We start from the raw sequence: 14,111 nt of genomic DNA on the forward strand, positions 1-14,111 counted from the left end.
AAACCTTCGTAGGCCAACCGGCGCATAACCGGCTGACGTACCGATGCCCCGTCAGCCGGAAACACCCGGCTGAATGGCCACCACCTTGACCTCGAATTCGCTGCAATCGGCGCTACCCTTCTTGCAGATGCCGTTGATCCAGGTTTCGCCGCTACCGAACATCACGCCCTTGCCGTTGACCATTAGTTCGGAATATTTCTGCGTCTTGATCACGCTCGCGATGGCCGGAGTGACGATCTTGTCGTAGTTCCGCACGAAACCCGCCGCATCCTTGATAGAAGTCTGTTTGCCGTCGATGGTGGCGGCAAGGGGGTAATCGACCAGCGCGGCGACTCCTTCCTTGTCGCCCCCGGCGACGGCTTTCTGATAGGCGTTGATCACGGCTTGGTACTTGGTGTGATCGCCCAGAATCTTGTCGATAGCCGCATCGGTCGCGTTATCGTCAGGCGCGGCAGGCGCAGCGTCGACAGCGGTGTCGGCAGTGGAAGCGGCGGCGGCCGGCGCGGTAGCAGTGGCGGCCGCTGCTGCAGGCGTCGGCGCTTCCGGAGCAGGCGTGTCGGCAGGCTTGTTGCAAGCACCGAGCAGGAGAGTCGCTAATGCAGTGCCGAGGAGAAGTTTGTTCATTGGGCTATCTCGATGGGGATGTGTGAATCAGGAGAATGAAACCGGCCGACCGTCTAGCGATCACAGACGATCGCAACAGCTCAGTTGATCCAGCCGCGGGCAAGGGATCTGCGTGCGAACCCCACCAGGAATAGCGCGATCAGCACCAGCAAGGCCGGTAGGATGGCGCCGCTCGCGCCGTAAACGCGGAACGCCGGTGTCATCAGATAGGTATAGCCCATCTGCACCAACACGCCGAGCAGCGACAGGGCCAGCAGGGGCAGCGCAAGACGCTTCCTCATCAACAACATCGCGCTGCCAAGTGCGCCGCCGAACACTGCGACCGCGAAGGCACCATCGACCCAGACGGGCGTGGATTCGTACAGCGCACGCTGTTCTGCCGGCATTGCGGCCAACGTTTCGGCAGGCATGTTGATCTGCATGAAAAATATGGCCATGCCCAACAGGTTCCAAAGCAGGGCGAGCACGGAGACGATCCAGAAACCCAACGGACGCGAGGCGGCGACGTTCATGTTCCCTCCCGGGACTGAAGATGGCGGCAGACGCAGGATACGCCTCTGCGCCGGGACCGCCATGGCGCCGCTGTCCCGTCCCCCGCAAGCCCTGCTAAGCTCGGAGCAGGAATAGCTCGATTCGCATGGGGATCTTACAAATGAGCAACAAGCTCAAAGCCGGTTCCATGGAAATGGAGGCCGCCTTTATCGAGTGGCTGCGCACGCAGGGCTACAACCCCGCGGACGGCATCGATCCCTTTTTCCGCGCTTCGGATTTCGTCCGTTCGCAGATGCTGATGATCCACGAGAGCGAGAAGGAGCAGCTGGTCGAGGAAGCGCGCCTGCACCTGAAACGCCGTTGCGGCGATGCGACCTTCGCCGGCCAATTCCCCGTGGTCTACCACTGCCTGGACGAGGGCGGCCGGGACATGCGCTATACCGTCACGCTGACCCTGTCGGACGAAAGCGCCGATTGGTTGGCCCGGGTGTGGGACAGCGCCGCTTATCTGGGAGAGGTGCAGGGATCGGGCAGCGGACCGCACGCCCACTACCTGGATCTGGCGCGTATGCACATCGAATCGCAAATCAAGCGCATGGGCGCGGTCAAGCGCCAAGAGCGCTGACCGTCTTGGCAGTCGTCGCTATCGCGCAGTCAGCGCGCCCGCCATCTTCAGGATCGCAATGAAGGCATTCAATCGCGTCTTCATGAAATCCTTTCTCAGCGCTACTTGATTCCCGAATTCCAGAGTCCTCGCCTCGCGCACGCTGTCCTGCATCCAGGCGGGCGCGTTCGCCGCCGCCGGCTTGCCAGAGCGCGCGAACGCGAACCAGTAGTCGCCGACCTGTCGCGAAAATGCGCCATCCGCAGCCGTGAACGGAACCGGCAAGCAGCCGCAATCGACGCCTGTGCCCATCACGAACGGAATCTCGCCGCCGTGCCCCACCCCCGGCACCCTGCCCTGCAATCCCTGCTGCACGTGGCTGAAGTAGTAGCGCCAGGTCGGCGCGGACTGCGAGTGCAGGTAAGCGATGCGGCGCGCGAAGGAAGTGAACACTAGGTCGCGCACGCTTTCGCGACCGAGTTGCGCGTCGTCGGTAACGCCGGGGTAAAATTTCTTCAGCAGGAATTTGGCGGCGCGCAATTTCTCCACTACCTTGACCGGGTCCACGCCGAACGCCAACGCCACGGTGGCTTCATCGCTGTTGCTGCCGATGATCAGCGGCATGCGCGCCTGCTTGCCGTTCTGGAATACGTCGAGGATCGGCCGCGGCAATGCTTCGTCGCCGACGATGAAACCCGGCGCCAATGTCGCGCTGGTTTCGCCGAGCTGGAAGAAACGCGCAGCCGGAACCGCACGCAGTTGCGCCGCCGTGGCGCTTGCGCCCGCCAGGCCTACCGCGGTCGTTACCTGCTCGCTGACCTCGCGCGCCTTGGCGCGGGTGTGGCTGGGAAGGCCGTAAGGGCTTTGCGCGATTCCCTTGTGGAATAGCCCCTGCGCCAGCGGCGATGCATACAGCGCGAGCACGCTCTGGGCACCGGCCGATTCGCCGAAGATCGTCACGTTGCCAGGATCGCCTCCGAAGCCGGCGATGTTGTCGCGCACCCAGCGCAGAGCGGCGATCTGGTCCAGCAGACCGTAATTGACCGGGCCGCGCGCCGCTTCGCCATCGATAGCCGGATGCGAGAAGAACCCGAGCGGGCCCATGCGGTAATTGATCGTCACCACCACCGCGCCCCTCTGCGCCAGCGCGGCGCCGTCGTACAGCGCCACGTTGCCCGAGCCGAATACCAGTGCGCCGCCGTGTATCCATACCATCACCGGTCGCTTGCCCGAGGTTCCAGAGGCCGGCGCCCAGACATTGAGATAGAGGCAGTCCTCGCTCAATGGGCCGTCGGTACCGCCTTCCGACACCGGAATTCCCGGCTTCTGCATGCACGACGCGGCATAGGCGTCGGCCTTGCGCGTACCGCTCCATGCCGCAACCGGCTGCGGCGCATGCCAACGCAAGGGCCCAAGCGGCGGCGCAGCGAAAGGAACGCCACGGAAAACATTCAGGCCTTTCTCTGCTCGTCCTTGGAGCGTGCCGCTGCGGGTAGCTACGACAAGCAGCGACGAAGACGGCTCTGCGGCGACGACACGCTGGGGTGCGAGCAACAACAGGTTTCCCGCCAGCAACAGCGCGAGGGTCGACAGAGCTTTCATGCAATCGCCTCCAGCACAGGTGATGGTGCGCATCATGCCAGTTCGCGGCGCCGCATCGGCGATCACGGTCTAGCCCTTCCACGGGCATTAGACTAGGCAGGCGGCATCGACCGCCGTGCGATCGGAGCAGGCAGTTGGAACGGATCCTCAATGTGGCGCTGGTGGGTTACGGCTTCGTCGGCAAGGTATTCCATGCGCCGTTGATCGTGCATACGCCTGGGCTGCGCCTGCATAGCGTGGTTTCCAGCGACGCCGGCAAGGTACACGCCGATCATGCGGAGGTGCGTGTGGTCGGCGATGCTGAAATCGCTTTCGCCGACCCGGACATCGATCTGGTCGTCATCGCCGCGCCCAATACCGCACATGCTCCGCTTGCCATGGCCGCCCTCGCACAGGGCAAGCACGTGGTGGTGGACAAGCCTTTCATGGTGACGCTGGAGGAGGCGCGACAGGTCGTTGCCCACGCCGCTCGGGCGCAACGCATCGTCAGTGTGTTCCAGAACCGACGTTGGGACGCAGATTTTCTCACTGTGCAGAAACTGATCGCGCAAAACGCACTGGGCGAAGTGGCTGAATTCCATTCGCACTTCGATCGCTATCGCCCGGTCGTGGCCGACCGCTGGCGCGAACGCGACCAGCCCGGTTCGGGCGTGTGGTACGACCTGGGTCCGCATCTGCTGGACCAGGCCTTGCAACTGTTCGGCATGCCCGAGGCGATCAGCGCCGACATCGCCTTGCAGCGCGAGGGCGCGCAGACGGCCGATTATTTCCACGTGCTATTGAGTTATCCGAAGCTCCGCGTGATGTTGCACGCCGGCGCGCTGGTCGCGGCGCATGGCCTGCGTTTCGCCGTGCATGGCACGCGCGGCAGTTATATAAAACACGGAATGGATCCGCAGGAAGAGGCCTTGCGTAACGGACAAGTTCCTGGACAGGCGGGCTGGGGAAAAGATCCGCAACCGGGGATGCTGCACACGAGGGCTCAGGATAAGGCGCGCGCCGAAGCTGTGGAAAGCGTCCCGGGTGACTACCTGCGCTATTACGCGCAGTTGCGCGATGCGATATTGCAGGGCAACCCGCCTTCGGTGACCACGGCGCAGGCGCTGCAAGTCATGGCGATGCTGGAAGGGGGAATGCGCAGTTCGGCCGAACGGCGCGAGATCGCCTGCACGCCGACCGCCTAGGACAGCCGGAGCGCGAAGCTCAGTCGCTACTAAGAGGGAAGATATCGGTCACCTGATCGAGCCAGACGTGATGCGTCTTTCCGGGCTCATGCAGATCGTCCAAGCGCAGCACGGCATTGATCCCTTCCCTACCGTCCGCATCACGGAACGTTTGCACGCTGGGACGCACCGTCACCACTCCTCGCAGTTTCCTTCCATCGGACAAGCTCAGTTCGACGGCGGACGCGTCGTTCAACTCCATGATGCGCGATTCGATCAAGGCGATTTCTCCCTGGTCGGTATGCACTCGTTCGGCGATATTGCTCATCCCCGTTCTCCAACTGTTGGGGAGCGCAGGTTAGACCGTCGATCGTAGCGCGATGTGAAGCACGGACATTGCCATCACATATTGCGGAACAGGGTCATGAAGGGCTGACTGACCGTAAGCGTCTCCGGCCGCGATTTCAGTTTCACCGTGCCCTTGCCGGTGTCGTCGCGCGCGATGGAGGCGATGGCCTTCAGATTGACGATGGTGGAACGGTGGATCTGCTTAAAAATAGCCGGATCCAGCACCTCCAGCAGCTCGCGGATCGGTTTGCGCAATAGCGACTCGCCTTCGGCGGTCATCACCACGGTGTATTTGTGGTCGGCCTGGAAATAAGCCACGTCGTCGACCATGATCAGTCGCGTGTCCTTGCCCGCACTGGCGGTGATCCAGACCAGCGGCTCGGCCGTTGCAGGCTGCAGGCGTGCGCCCAATTGCTTGACCAGCGCGGCGAGCGCATCGGCGTCGGGAGTGCCTTGTGCGATGCGCATCTGCAGGCGTTGCACCGTCGCGGCCAAACGTTCGGGCGCGATGGGCTTGAGCAGGTAGTCGACTGCGCCTTTGTCGAAGGCATCGATCGCATACTGGTCGTAGGCGGTCACGAATACGATCTGGGTATTCGGACTGGCTTCGGCGGCCGCGGCGGCGACCTCCAGGCCGGTCAAGCCTGGCATGCGGATATCGAGGAAAGCGACTTCCGGCTGCTGTTCGGCGATGGCTTCTAGCGCCGCGCCGCCGTCCTCGCACTCGGCGACGATGCGCAGCTCAGGCCAGGCTTCGGAGATGAGCTTCGACAGCTCGTTGCGAAGCAGCTCTTCGTCTTCGGCGATGACGCACTTAAGCATGATCGTCTCCCTTGGTGGCGTCGTTGGGTATGTTGATGGTCGCGGCTACCCCACTGGGGAAGTTGGCGACGATGGCGAACGACGCCGCGCCGCCATAGGCCAGGCGCAGGCGTTCGCGCACGTTCTTCAAACCAATGCCGGTGCCGCTGCTTCCCGCGTTGAAGCCCTGCCCGTCATCGGCCACGGTGACCGCCAGCATGTCGTCGATAGTGCGCGCGATGATCCAGACGGTGCCGCCTCCCGACTTCGGTTCCAGGCCGTGCTTGATCGCATTTTCGACCAGCGTCTGCAGCATCATCGCGGGGAACGGAATGGACTTCAGCGCCTCCGGCACTTCGATCTGCAGATTGAGGCGCGCGCCCATGCGGATCTTGAGAATCTCCAGGTAGGCGCGGGCGCGTTCCAGCTCTTCTCCCAGCGTGGACAGCGAATCTTCCGTACGCGGCAGCGAGTGGCGCAGGTAGGTGATCAGGTTTCCCAGCATCTCATCGGCGCGCGCCGGGTCGCTGCGGGTCAGGTATTGCGCGCTGGCCAAAGTGTTGTAGAGGAAGTGCGGTTCGACTTGGGCATGCAGCAGACTCAGCTTGGCGACGGTCAGCTCCTTCTCGGTAACGGTTTGCTGCGCGGCGGCCTGCTCGTTGCGTCGATGCTCGGCCACGCGGCGGGTGATGGCACGGGTGATCGCCTCGGCGTTTTCCAGGTTGGTACCGTCGTCCACCTTGAACCAGTCGCTCCACGCACCGCTTTCCGGTTCGCACACTAGGCTCACGCTGCTGGTGCCGTCGCGCGGCGTCACCGTGGCCAGGATCTGGTTGCGCTTGATATGGATCCAGTACAGCGGATTGAAGCGGCCCGGGCTCTTGTTGCTGTAGGGATTGACGCGGGTGACCTTCGAACGCACTTGCAGGCTGTCGCGTGCGCTTTCGATCTCTTCGGAACGCGGCAGTTCGCGGATGGCGGCATCGACCAGGTCGAAGGCTTCGCCGGCCTCCAGCGGAATCTCCACTTGGCGGGAGTGGCGATTGGCCAGCGTGCCCGGATCGATGCGGCCGGCGATGAGGCGGATGCGGCGGATATGCGAGATCGCCCCGGCAATCACGAACCCCAACGTTATGACGAACAGCAGGAAGAACAAACCCTCGGGTGGGCTGCCGTCGAATACCCCATTCCACACCATTATCAGCAACAGAAACGCTGCGAACCAGGCGGCGGCGAGACGGAAGACGAAGAAGATGCTGGTTTTCACGAAGGCTTTCCGGGGTGCTGGGTTGCGATGGAGATTAGCCTTCCGCAAGCAGCGGGTGGTGGGCCCGGCGATGGAACCCGGATTCCGGCGACGAAACCCTTGAAAATGGCCTCTTCAGGCATCCCGGCAGCGCCTCCTCAAAATGGATGCGCGCGCTGGCGGCACGCGGACCGCTTGCCGGCCTACTCGGCCTTGATCTTGTGCCCGCCGAATTCGTTCCGCATCGCCGCCAGCAGCTTGTCCGCGAAGGAGTCGCCGTCACGCGAGCGCAAACGTTCCAAGAGCGACAGGGTGATGACCGGCGCGGAGACGTTGAGATCGATGGCCTCCGCTGCGGTCCAGCGGCCCTCGCCGGAATCTTCCACATAGGGCGCGATGCCGGTCAGCTTCGGATTCTTGCCCAAGGCATCGGCGGTCAGGTCGAGCAGCCAGGAGCGCACCACACTGCCCTCGCGCCAGATCTCGGCGATCTGATGCAGATCGAGCGCGAAATCGGTCTTGTGCTGCATGATTGCGAAGCCCTCGGCATAGGCTTGCATCAGCCCGTATTCGATGCCGTTGTGGACCATCTTGGTGAAGTGGCCGGCGCCGCCAGGGCCTACTCTGCCCCAGCCGCGATCGGACGCTGGCGCAAGGGTGGAGAAGAGGGGACGCAGCCGCTCCACCGCGGCGGTTTCGCCGCCAATCATCAGGCTGTAGCCCTCGGCCAGGCCCCACACTCCGCCGCTGGTACCGCAATCGACGTAGTGCATGCCCTGCGCCGCCAGCATCTCGCTGCGGCGCATCGTGTCTTTGTAGAAGGAATTGCCTCCATCCACCACCACGTCGTCGCGCGAAAGCAGCGGCAGCAACTCCGCCAGGGTGTCGTCGACGATCTTTCCGGCCGGCACCATCAACCAGAGCACGCGCGGCGCGGGAAGCTGATCGATCAGCTCGGCCAGCGATGCCGCGGGTGCAATTCCCTTGCTCGCAGCCAGGCCGCGAGCTTCCGGGCTGGGGTCAAAACCCACCACGGTATGGCCACCGCGCACCAGCCGTTCGGCCATATTGGCGCCCATGCGGCCCAGGCCGATCATTCCCAATTGCATATGCATTCCTTCAATCCGGCGATTGCCGCATAGCTTCGCATGCCTGCCGCCTGAAGATCACGCATCGCTGGGCGCTTTGGTGAAACGATGAATGCCGGCCCCGTGCAGAGCGCATGAAAAATCCGGCGTCCTGCTGAAGCGCTCGTCGCGGGTCTAAGTCCGGAACCTTCGGGCGCACCGGCCAGGGGGATTCGCCTCGTTCCTCAGTCGCGTACCAGAGTGACCAGCGCACCCGTATCCAGGATCTGGAAAGTGTCGTTATCGATACGCCGCAGCGGCCTGCCGTCATCCAGTGCGTATACGGCGCCGCGCTTACTGGCATCGCCCTCGCTCTCGTGCTCGCCGGAGGAAGGACGCACCACATGAACCCGCTGCAGGCCGCCGGCCTGATCCTGTGCGAAAAAATAGTCGTTGTTCATCTCATGCTCCCGTATCAGGGAGCCCAACCCTACCTCCGCGACCTTCATCGCCGGGTGAAAATCCCATCACCCCAACGTAATGCGAAGTCAGCCGTGCCGTATTCGCATGACGGTATCGCCCTGACCCACGTCGACCAGCACCCCCGTCGAGTGGCCGGTCAATACGTACCGGGTATGCGCGAGGGTATTGGCGGAAGCGACCGCATCTTCCAATTGCTCGAACCAGTCACGGTTTCGGAGCTCATCGCGCACCTGCCAGCCATTGTAGCTGGAGGTGATGGTGAACAGTACTCTTTGCATGTTTCTTCTCCCGCAACGAACGCGCAAGCGCAGGCATCGCGGCTTGCGTTGGGAATGGTGGCGCGCAGTTGTTGCAGCGACGTGTCCGTCCGTTCGTCGGCCGGCAGCGGAATTTGGCCGCTGTCTGTGCTATTTCCGTTTTGTAAAATACAGGGGGGATCGTGGATATCACGATGCCTGCACAAGATCCTCGGAAACGGTTAAGGAGACGAGTGCGCACGTGAAGGAGAGACCATGGGTCCGTTCCTCGACACGCACGCGGCTCCGCAACAGGTAGCCCTGAATATTGAAGTGGAACTCGAGTACTGGCGTTGCTGCTACCGCAGGATGCCGTTCCACCGCCAAGGCCTTGCGTACGAAGCTTACGTGCCCGCGATCAAGTTCGCGTACGACTGTTATTTATATCACCACCGCGACGACCTAAAAATGTTGTTCCCCGCGCTGAAAGAACGCTATCAGCGGCAATTTCCGTTGCCGCAGCGCACGGAGTGGCGCATCGTGGAAAGGATCGTCAAAGCCGTGTGGCAACGGATACAGTCTGGGGAACACTGCACTGCACCACGCAAAGTAGCGGCCACCAATCCGCCGCCGCGCAACCTGGAGATGCGCAGGGTCCGCAACGTGGTGCACGCCTGATCGGTACGGAGACCCTCGCCCTGTTATCTTGGCGGGAAAACCCGCGACCGACAGGTTGCGCACTCCCGTTTTCCGCCCGGAGAATGCTATGTCTCTTTCCATCTACCGTCTGTCGATCCCCGCGTTCGTGCGCGGCTTCGGCGTGCTTTCAACCTATCTGGACAAAGCCGATGCGCATGCGCAGGTCAGCGGATTGGACCCCGAAATATTGGTGCAGGCGCGTCTGTCTCCGGACATGCTGCCCTTGGCCGGCCAGGTACAACGCGCCAGCGATACTTCCAAGAATGCGGTCGTGCGCCTGACCGGCATCGAAGCGCCTAGTTTCCCCGATACCGAAACCACGTTTCCCGAACTGCGGCAACGCATCCGCAACACCCTGGATTTCTTCTCTAGCGTGGAGCCTGGGCAGTTTGAGGGCAGCGGAGCACGCGAGATCACCCTGAAATTCGGCAAGATTCAGGCCACACTCACCGGTGAGGAATATCTGCTGACCTTCGCCCTGCCCAACTTCTATTTCCACCTGGCCACCGCGCACGGCATTCTGCGCCATCAAGGCATCCCGGTCGGCAAGTTGGATTATCTGGGACCGTTCGGCTGATCGCTGACGGAAGCTCCCTTCGCCGTCAGGACTTGGCTGGCGCCGGTCGGGATGACGACGTCAGCCGCCAGATCGTGTTGCCCACATCGTCGGCGATCAGGATCGCACCCGCCTTGTCCTCAGCCACACCGACCGGGCGCCCTTGCGCTTCGCCTTTGTCGTTGAGGAACCCCTGCAGCACGGTTTCTATCGGTCCGGACGGTACGCCTTCATTGAAAGGCACGAATACCACTTTGTAGCCGCTGGGCGGTTTGCGGTTCCATGAACCGTGCAGGCCGATGAAAGCTCCATTGCGGAAACGCGGCGGCAGGGCCTGGCCCGTATAGAACGCAAGACCCAGTGCCGCCACATGGGAACCCAATGCATAGTCCGGTGCGATGGCCTTGGCGACCAGCGCGGGATCCTGCGGTTTCACGCGCGTGTCCACATGCTGGCCGTAATAACTGTAAGGAAAGCCATAGAACGCACCGTCGCGCACCGAAGTCAGGTAGTCGGGCACCAGATCGTCGCCCAGTTCGTCGCGCTCGTTGACCACCGTCCACAATTTTCCGTCCTGCGGTTGCCAGGCCAACGCAGTAGGATTGCGCAGACCGCTGGCGAATACGCGACGCGCGCCAGTAGCGGCATCGATCTCCAGCACGGCCGCGCGATCGACTTCCTTGTCCATGCCGTTCTCGCCGATGTTGCTGTTGGAACCTACGCCCACATACAAACGCTTGCCGTCGGCGCTGGCGACCAGGCTCTTGGTCCAATGATGGTTGAGGGTGCCTGCGGGCAGATCCGCGACTTTCGTCGGCGCGGCCGTGATGGTCGTTTCGCTCTTGCGATAGGGAAAACTCACCACCGCATCGGTGTTGGCCACGTACAGGGTTTCGCCGACCAGGGCGATGCCGAATGGGGAATTCAGGTTCTGTAGAAAAACGCTGCGCGTTTCCGCCGTGCCATCGCCATCGGCATCGCGCAGCAGGGTGATGCGGTTGGCGCTGGGCACGCCGGCCCCGGCTTTTTTCATTGCCGATTTCATTATCGCGCCTTTGATGCCCTTGCCATCGTCGGGCTTGGGCGGCGCATTGGTTTCGGCAACCAGTACATCGCCGTTAGGCAGTACATACACCGTGCGCGGATGATCCAGGCCGCTGGCGAACGCGTTGACTGCGAAATCCTGGGCCGCCAGGGGTTTCCCCTGCGCCGGCCAGCCCACGGCCGGGGCGATATCTATGGTGGGAATCAGCGAGCTCTTGGGTTCGCGCAGCACCGGCGAGGGCCCCGTATCCTGCCCGGTCGCTGTTTGGGTATGGCCGTTGCTACAGGCCGACAGCAGCATCGACACGGATAAAGAGACGGCAAGGCACGCATGTTTCATGGCTCTGGCCTCCGGCGTGGCGGTGACGGAAGTTTGCGACCCGAAAGGTCAATCCGGCGTGAGCGTCGGCCCGGGAAAGCGAAAACGGCGCGCCGACGGTTTAGCATCGTCAGCCGCCCTAAAGGACCTTCCGATGTCTTCTTGGCAAAAACTGCTCCGCGACGTTCCGGACTTTCCCAGACCCGGCATCCTGTTCAAGGACATCACTCCGGTGCTGGCCGACGCCGATGCTTTCGCCGCCGCGATCGAGGAAATGGCCGCGCCATGGCGCGCAGAAAATCTGGATGCCGTCGTCGGCGTCGAATCGCGCGGTTTCATTCTCGGTGCCGCTTTGGCGCTGGAATTGGGTGCCGGCTTCGTGCCGGCGCGCAAACCCGGAAAATTGCCTGCGCGCACGCTGTCGCTGGAATACGCGCTGGAATACGGCAGCGACCGTTTGCACATCCACACCGACGCGTTGCCACCCGGCGCGCGCGTGATCGTGGTCGACGACGTGCTGGCCACCGGCGGCACCTTGAAAGCGGCGCTCGCCTTGACCCGGCAACAGGGCGCCGAAGTCGTCGGCGCGGCCGTGTTGCTGGAGCTTGGTTTCCTCGACGCGCGCAAGGGCTGGACCGACCCGGCGCCGCTATGGGCGGCGGCGGTGTTCTAGAGGCGCCCGGAAGTCTCAGCTTCCGCCGAGGAATTCGGCCTTGCCCAGCGGCACGCCGGTATGGCGCATGATCGCGTAAGCGGTGGCGACGTGGAAATACAGGTTGGGAGTGACGAAGCTCAACAGATAGGTGCGGCCATCGAAGCTGAGCGGCTCCTTGTTGCGGCGCGGCACTGAGATCGGCCGTGCTTCGCTGCCCACGAACTGTTCGGGCGTGAAAGTGCCCAGGTATTCGATGGCACGATCCAGCCGATCGTAAAGCTGGGCGAACGTGGATTCATCGTCTTCGAAACGCAGCGCTTCTACGCCCGTCAATCGAGCGGCGGCGTTCTTGACGCCGTCGGTGGCGATCTGTACCTGGCGTAGCAGCGGGAACATGTCCGGATACAGCCGCGTCTGCAACAACACATTGGGATCATAGCCCTGCGCCTGCGCATGGGACTCGCCCTTGACCAGCAACTGGCGCAGATTGCGTAGCGCGCGCTGGCTGACCGGTACGGTGGCTTGGTACATGGAAAGGGTATCGCTCATGGGATTAGTGCTGCCGAAGGAATGAAGGCGGCCAGTCTACGCAGCGCGGCCGTGCCGGATTAGCCCGGATTCGCGGGAGAGTGCATCCCGCGACGGCGCGGCTTTCACGGAACCTTGCCCGTCCCTGCGCGTCCAATGCTCCATGCGCATATTCTTCCTGCTGCTGTCGCTGCTGCCGACACTATGCCTGGCCACCACGGAGTCGCGCGTGCTGCAGGCCGACGATACGCGCCTGCGCGTGGAGATCGTGGAGGTGGACGATCCTGCGCGCGTGCGGATGCTGCAACGCTGGATCCAGGAAGCCGCCGAGGCCACCAAAACGCAATCGGGCCGATATCCGCTGCGCGACGCCTACGTGCGTATCGAAGAAACCGACAGCGACGACGACAGCCCCGTGCCCTGGGGACAGACGCGTCGTCGCGGCGAAACCGGCGTGCTGCTTTACGTGCGCCGCGATGCGAGCTACGAAGAGCTGCGCGCGGACTGGACAGCGGTGCACGAACTCTCGCACCTGTTCCATCCCTACCTGGGCGACAGCGGGCGCTGGCTGGCGGAAGGGCTGGCCAGCTATTACCAGAACGTGTCGCGCGCCCGCGCGGGCATGCTGGACGCCGAAGAGGCCTGGCGACGCCTGGACGCCGGTTTCCGCCGGGGCGAGGCTGCCTCTACCGGCGCGCGCTTGGATGCGATGGGCCGCGGACGCGGCGGCACCATGCGCGTGTACTGGGCCGGCGCCGCGTATTGGCTGGAAGCCGATCTGGCCTTGCGCCGCGATTCCGGCACCACCCTCGACGCCATTCTCGACCGTTATGCCGATTGCTGCCTGCACGGCACCGATTCGCTGGCGCCGCAGGATTTCGTTTCGGCGCTGGATCGCGTGGCGGGCAACGACACTTTCTCGGTGCTGTATCGGCGCTATGCCGCGACCCGCGTGTTCCCTTCGCTTGTCGACGCTTACGCGCAACTCGGCATCAGCAGGCACGGAGATGAACTGGCGTTCGCCCGCACCGTAAAAACCACACAACTGCGCGACGCCATCATGGCGTCGCAACGGTCGCCGTCTATGCGGTCGGCAGCGCCTGCATCATCACCCAGTCATCCTTGACTTCATCGCCTACCTTGAACAGAGAACTTCCCATGATTTCGAAACCGTGCTTCTGGTAGAAGCGGATCGCTTGCGCCGCTTCCTGCCACACGTTGAGCCATACCGAACGCGAACCGCGTAGGCTGGCGGCCGCTAGCAGATTGGCGACCAGTTGCGCGGCGAGGCCGCGACCATGGAAGGCTGAGTCCAGATAGATGCGGCCCAATTCCACCGTCGGCAGCAAACCCACTACCGGCGGTGGCGTGGAACCCCAACGCAGCTGCGCGAAGCCAGCCCATTGCCCGTCCTGCTCCACGAGCACCGTGAGCGTATCCGGGTCGCGTATCTCGCGCGCCTGCAACTCAGGCGTATAGGCCGCATCCAGGAAATCGGCCACGTTCTCCGGGCTGCTGCAATGGCCATTGGCCGCGATGAAAGTCCGGCGCATCAACGCCGACAGGTCGGCGGCATCGGCCAGGCGGGCCGGACGGATCACGGCGTTGGTTTTCATGGGAGCTTGGATATCGGCAACGTTACCT

The 14,111-nt window shown here is 63.1% G+C and carries 18 protein-coding genes; 6 read left to right on the forward strand and 12 right to left on the reverse strand.

What is annotated here, in order from left to right; all coding sequences use genetic code 11:
• Positions 1 to 51: 51 nt before the first annotated feature.
• Positions 52 to 624 (reverse strand): hypothetical protein, encoded by a 573-nt coding sequence (locus tag AC1DTQ_RS15670; protein WP_477850762.1) that lies wholly within the window; start codon positions 622 to 624, stop codon positions 52 to 54.
• 80 nt (positions 625 to 704) lie between these two features.
• Entirely contained in the window at positions 705 to 1,136 is a 432-nt protein-coding gene (locus tag AC1DTQ_RS15675) for a hypothetical protein (protein ID WP_477850763.1), read from the reverse strand.
• Between the two features lie 140 nt (positions 1,137 to 1,276).
• Between AC1DTQ_RS15675 and AC1DTQ_RS15680 the strand changes: the two genes are divergently transcribed.
• Positions 1,277 to 1,741, forward strand: a complete 465-nt coding sequence (locus AC1DTQ_RS15680; protein WP_477850765.1) for a hypothetical protein — start codon at positions 1,277 to 1,279, stop codon at positions 1,739 to 1,741.
• Positions 1,742 to 1,759: 18 nt separating this feature from the next.
• On the opposite strand, the gene AC1DTQ_RS15685 is transcribed toward AC1DTQ_RS15680, so the two are convergent.
• Positions 1,760 to 3,322, reverse strand: a complete 1,563-nt coding sequence (locus tag AC1DTQ_RS15685) for a carboxylesterase/lipase family protein (RefSeq protein WP_477850766.1) — start codon at positions 3,320 to 3,322, stop codon at positions 1,760 to 1,762.
• A gap of 134 nt (positions 3,323 to 3,456) precedes the next feature.
• On the opposite strand from AC1DTQ_RS15685, the gene AC1DTQ_RS15690 reads away from it, so the two are divergent.
• Complete coding sequence (locus AC1DTQ_RS15690; protein ID WP_477850768.1) at positions 3,457 to 4,506, forward strand: oxidoreductase; 1,050 nt, start codon at positions 3,457 to 3,459, stop codon at positions 4,504 to 4,506.
• Positions 4,507 to 4,525: 19 nt separating this feature from the next.
• On the opposite strand, the gene AC1DTQ_RS15695 is transcribed toward AC1DTQ_RS15690, so the two are convergent.
• From AC1DTQ_RS15695 to AC1DTQ_RS15720, 6 genes are all read right to left on the reverse strand, one after another.
• The gene (locus tag AC1DTQ_RS15695; RefSeq protein WP_477850770.1) at positions 4,526 to 4,813 is read right to left on the reverse strand and encodes a DUF3247 family protein; all 288 of its coding nucleotides are present in this window, start codon (positions 4,811 to 4,813) and stop codon (positions 4,526 to 4,528) included.
• A 74-nt stretch (positions 4,814 to 4,887) separates the two neighbouring features.
• A complete protein-coding gene (locus AC1DTQ_RS15700; protein ID WP_477850771.1) occupies positions 4,888 to 5,655 on the reverse strand; it encodes a LytR/AlgR family response regulator transcription factor in 768 nt (255 codons plus the stop codon).
• Entirely contained in the window at positions 5,648 to 6,901 is a 1,254-nt protein-coding gene (locus AC1DTQ_RS15705) for a sensor histidine kinase (protein ID WP_477850773.1), read from the reverse strand. Before AC1DTQ_RS15705 ends, AC1DTQ_RS15700 begins: the two co-directional genes overlap by 8 nt.
• Positions 6,902 to 7,083: 182 nt before the next feature.
• Positions 7,084 to 7,989, reverse strand: a complete 906-nt coding sequence (gene gnd / locus AC1DTQ_RS15710) for a phosphogluconate dehydrogenase (NAD(+)-dependent, decarboxylating) (protein ID WP_477850774.1) — start codon at positions 7,987 to 7,989, stop codon at positions 7,084 to 7,086.
• A 203-nt stretch (positions 7,990 to 8,192) separates the two neighbouring features.
• A complete protein-coding gene (locus AC1DTQ_RS15715; RefSeq protein WP_477850775.1) occupies positions 8,193 to 8,408 on the reverse strand; it encodes a hypothetical protein in 216 nt (71 codons plus the stop codon).
• Positions 8,409 to 8,495: 87 nt separating this feature from the next.
• Entirely contained in the window at positions 8,496 to 8,708 is a 213-nt protein-coding gene (locus tag AC1DTQ_RS15720) for a hypothetical protein (RefSeq protein ID WP_477850777.1), read from the reverse strand.
• A 234-nt stretch (positions 8,709 to 8,942) separates the two neighbouring features.
• On the opposite strand from AC1DTQ_RS15720, the gene AC1DTQ_RS15725 reads away from it, so the two are divergent.
• Both AC1DTQ_RS15725 and AC1DTQ_RS15730 read left to right on the forward strand, forming a co-directional pair.
• Positions 8,943 to 9,344 (forward strand): hypothetical protein, encoded by a 402-nt coding sequence (locus tag AC1DTQ_RS15725; protein ID WP_477850778.1) that lies wholly within the window; start codon positions 8,943 to 8,945, stop codon positions 9,342 to 9,344.
• An 88-nt stretch (positions 9,345 to 9,432) separates the two neighbouring features.
• A complete protein-coding gene (locus tag AC1DTQ_RS15730; protein ID WP_477850779.1) occupies positions 9,433 to 9,942 on the forward strand; it encodes a DUF1993 domain-containing protein in 510 nt (169 codons plus the stop codon).
• A 25-nt stretch (positions 9,943 to 9,967) separates the two neighbouring features.
• On the opposite strand, the gene AC1DTQ_RS15735 is transcribed toward AC1DTQ_RS15730, so the two are convergent.
• Positions 9,968 to 11,305 carry a PQQ-dependent sugar dehydrogenase gene (locus AC1DTQ_RS15735; protein ID WP_477850780.1) on the reverse strand — a complete coding sequence of 446 codons (1,338 nt, stop codon included), beginning with the start codon at positions 11,303 to 11,305 and terminating at the stop codon, positions 9,968 to 9,970.
• A gap of 133 nt (positions 11,306 to 11,438) precedes the next feature.
• On the opposite strand from AC1DTQ_RS15735, the gene AC1DTQ_RS15740 reads away from it, so the two are divergent.
• Positions 11,439 to 11,957 carry an adenine phosphoribosyltransferase gene (locus tag AC1DTQ_RS15740; RefSeq protein ID WP_477850782.1) on the forward strand — a complete coding sequence of 173 codons (519 nt, stop codon included), beginning with the start codon at positions 11,439 to 11,441 and terminating at the stop codon, positions 11,955 to 11,957.
• Between the two features lie 15 nt (positions 11,958 to 11,972).
• Here AC1DTQ_RS15740 and AC1DTQ_RS15745 read toward each other — a convergent pair whose 3' ends face one another.
• Complete coding sequence (locus tag AC1DTQ_RS15745; protein ID WP_477850783.1) at positions 11,973 to 12,488, reverse strand: DUF1993 domain-containing protein; 516 nt, start codon at positions 12,486 to 12,488, stop codon at positions 11,973 to 11,975.
• A 142-nt stretch (positions 12,489 to 12,630) separates the two neighbouring features.
• Between AC1DTQ_RS15745 and AC1DTQ_RS15750 the strand changes: the two genes are divergently transcribed.
• The gene (locus AC1DTQ_RS15750) at positions 12,631 to 13,593 is read left to right on the forward strand and encodes a hypothetical protein (RefSeq protein WP_477850785.1); all 963 of its coding nucleotides are present in this window, start codon (positions 12,631 to 12,633) and stop codon (positions 13,591 to 13,593) included.
• Here AC1DTQ_RS15750 and AC1DTQ_RS15755 read toward each other — a convergent pair.
• Positions 13,550 to 14,083, reverse strand: coding sequence for an N-acetyltransferase family protein (locus AC1DTQ_RS15755; RefSeq protein WP_477850786.1), 534 nt, complete (start codon positions 14,081 to 14,083; stop codon positions 13,550 to 13,552). The two genes, AC1DTQ_RS15750 and AC1DTQ_RS15755, sit on opposite strands and share 44 nt — an antisense overlap.
• Positions 14,084 to 14,111 lie beyond the last annotated feature (28 nt).

The sequence above is a fragment of the Pseudoxanthomonas sp. P4_B2 genome, assembly GCF_056402315.1.

Bases quoted from the DNA above. Each gene is read 5' to 3' on its own strand.
- AC1DTQ_RS15670 (WP_477850762.1), bottom strand. From the start codon at position 624: ATGAACAAACTTCTCCTCGGCACTGCATTAGCGACTCTCCTGCTCGGT.
- AC1DTQ_RS15675 (WP_477850763.1), bottom strand. From the start codon at position 1,136: ATGAACGTCGCCGCCTCGCGTCCGTTGGGTTTCTGGATCGTCTCCGTG.
- AC1DTQ_RS15680 (WP_477850765.1), top strand. From the start codon at position 1,277: ATGAGCAACAAGCTCAAAGCCGGTTCCATGGAAATGGAGGCCGCCTTT.
- AC1DTQ_RS15685 (WP_477850766.1), bottom strand. From the start codon at position 3,322: ATGAAAGCTCTGTCGACCCTCGCGCTGTTGCTGGCGGGAAACCTGTTG.
- AC1DTQ_RS15695 (WP_477850770.1), bottom strand. From the start codon at position 4,813: ATGAGCAATATCGCCGAACGAGTGCATACCGACCAGGGAGAAATCGCC.
- AC1DTQ_RS15700 (WP_477850771.1), bottom strand. From the start codon at position 5,655: ATGCTTAAGTGCGTCATCGCCGAAGACGAAGAGCTGCTTCGCAACGAG.
- gnd (WP_477850774.1), bottom strand. From the start codon at position 7,989: ATGCAATTGGGAATGATCGGCCTGGGCCGCATGGGCGCCAATATGGCC.
- AC1DTQ_RS15715 (WP_477850775.1), bottom strand. From the start codon at position 8,408: ATGAACAACGACTATTTTTTCGCACAGGATCAGGCCGGCGGCCTGCAG.
- AC1DTQ_RS15720 (WP_477850777.1), bottom strand. From the start codon at position 8,708: ATGCAAAGAGTACTGTTCACCATCACCTCCAGCTACAATGGCTGGCAG.
- AC1DTQ_RS15725 (WP_477850778.1), top strand. From the start codon at position 8,943: ATGGGTCCGTTCCTCGACACGCACGCGGCTCCGCAACAGGTAGCCCTG.
- AC1DTQ_RS15730 (WP_477850779.1), top strand. From the start codon at position 9,433: ATGTCTCTTTCCATCTACCGTCTGTCGATCCCCGCGTTCGTGCGCGGC.
- AC1DTQ_RS15735 (WP_477850780.1), bottom strand. From the start codon at position 11,305: ATGAAACATGCGTGCCTTGCCGTCTCTTTATCCGTGTCGATGCTGCTG.
- AC1DTQ_RS15740 (WP_477850782.1), top strand. From the start codon at position 11,439: ATGTCTTCTTGGCAAAAACTGCTCCGCGACGTTCCGGACTTTCCCAGA.
- AC1DTQ_RS15745 (WP_477850783.1), bottom strand. From the start codon at position 12,488: ATGAGCGATACCCTTTCCATGTACCAAGCCACCGTACCGGTCAGCCAG.
- AC1DTQ_RS15750 (WP_477850785.1), top strand. From the start codon at position 12,631: ATGCGCATATTCTTCCTGCTGCTGTCGCTGCTGCCGACACTATGCCTG.
- AC1DTQ_RS15755 (WP_477850786.1), bottom strand. From the start codon at position 14,083: ATGAAAACCAACGCCGTGATCCGTCCGGCCCGCCTGGCCGATGCCGCC.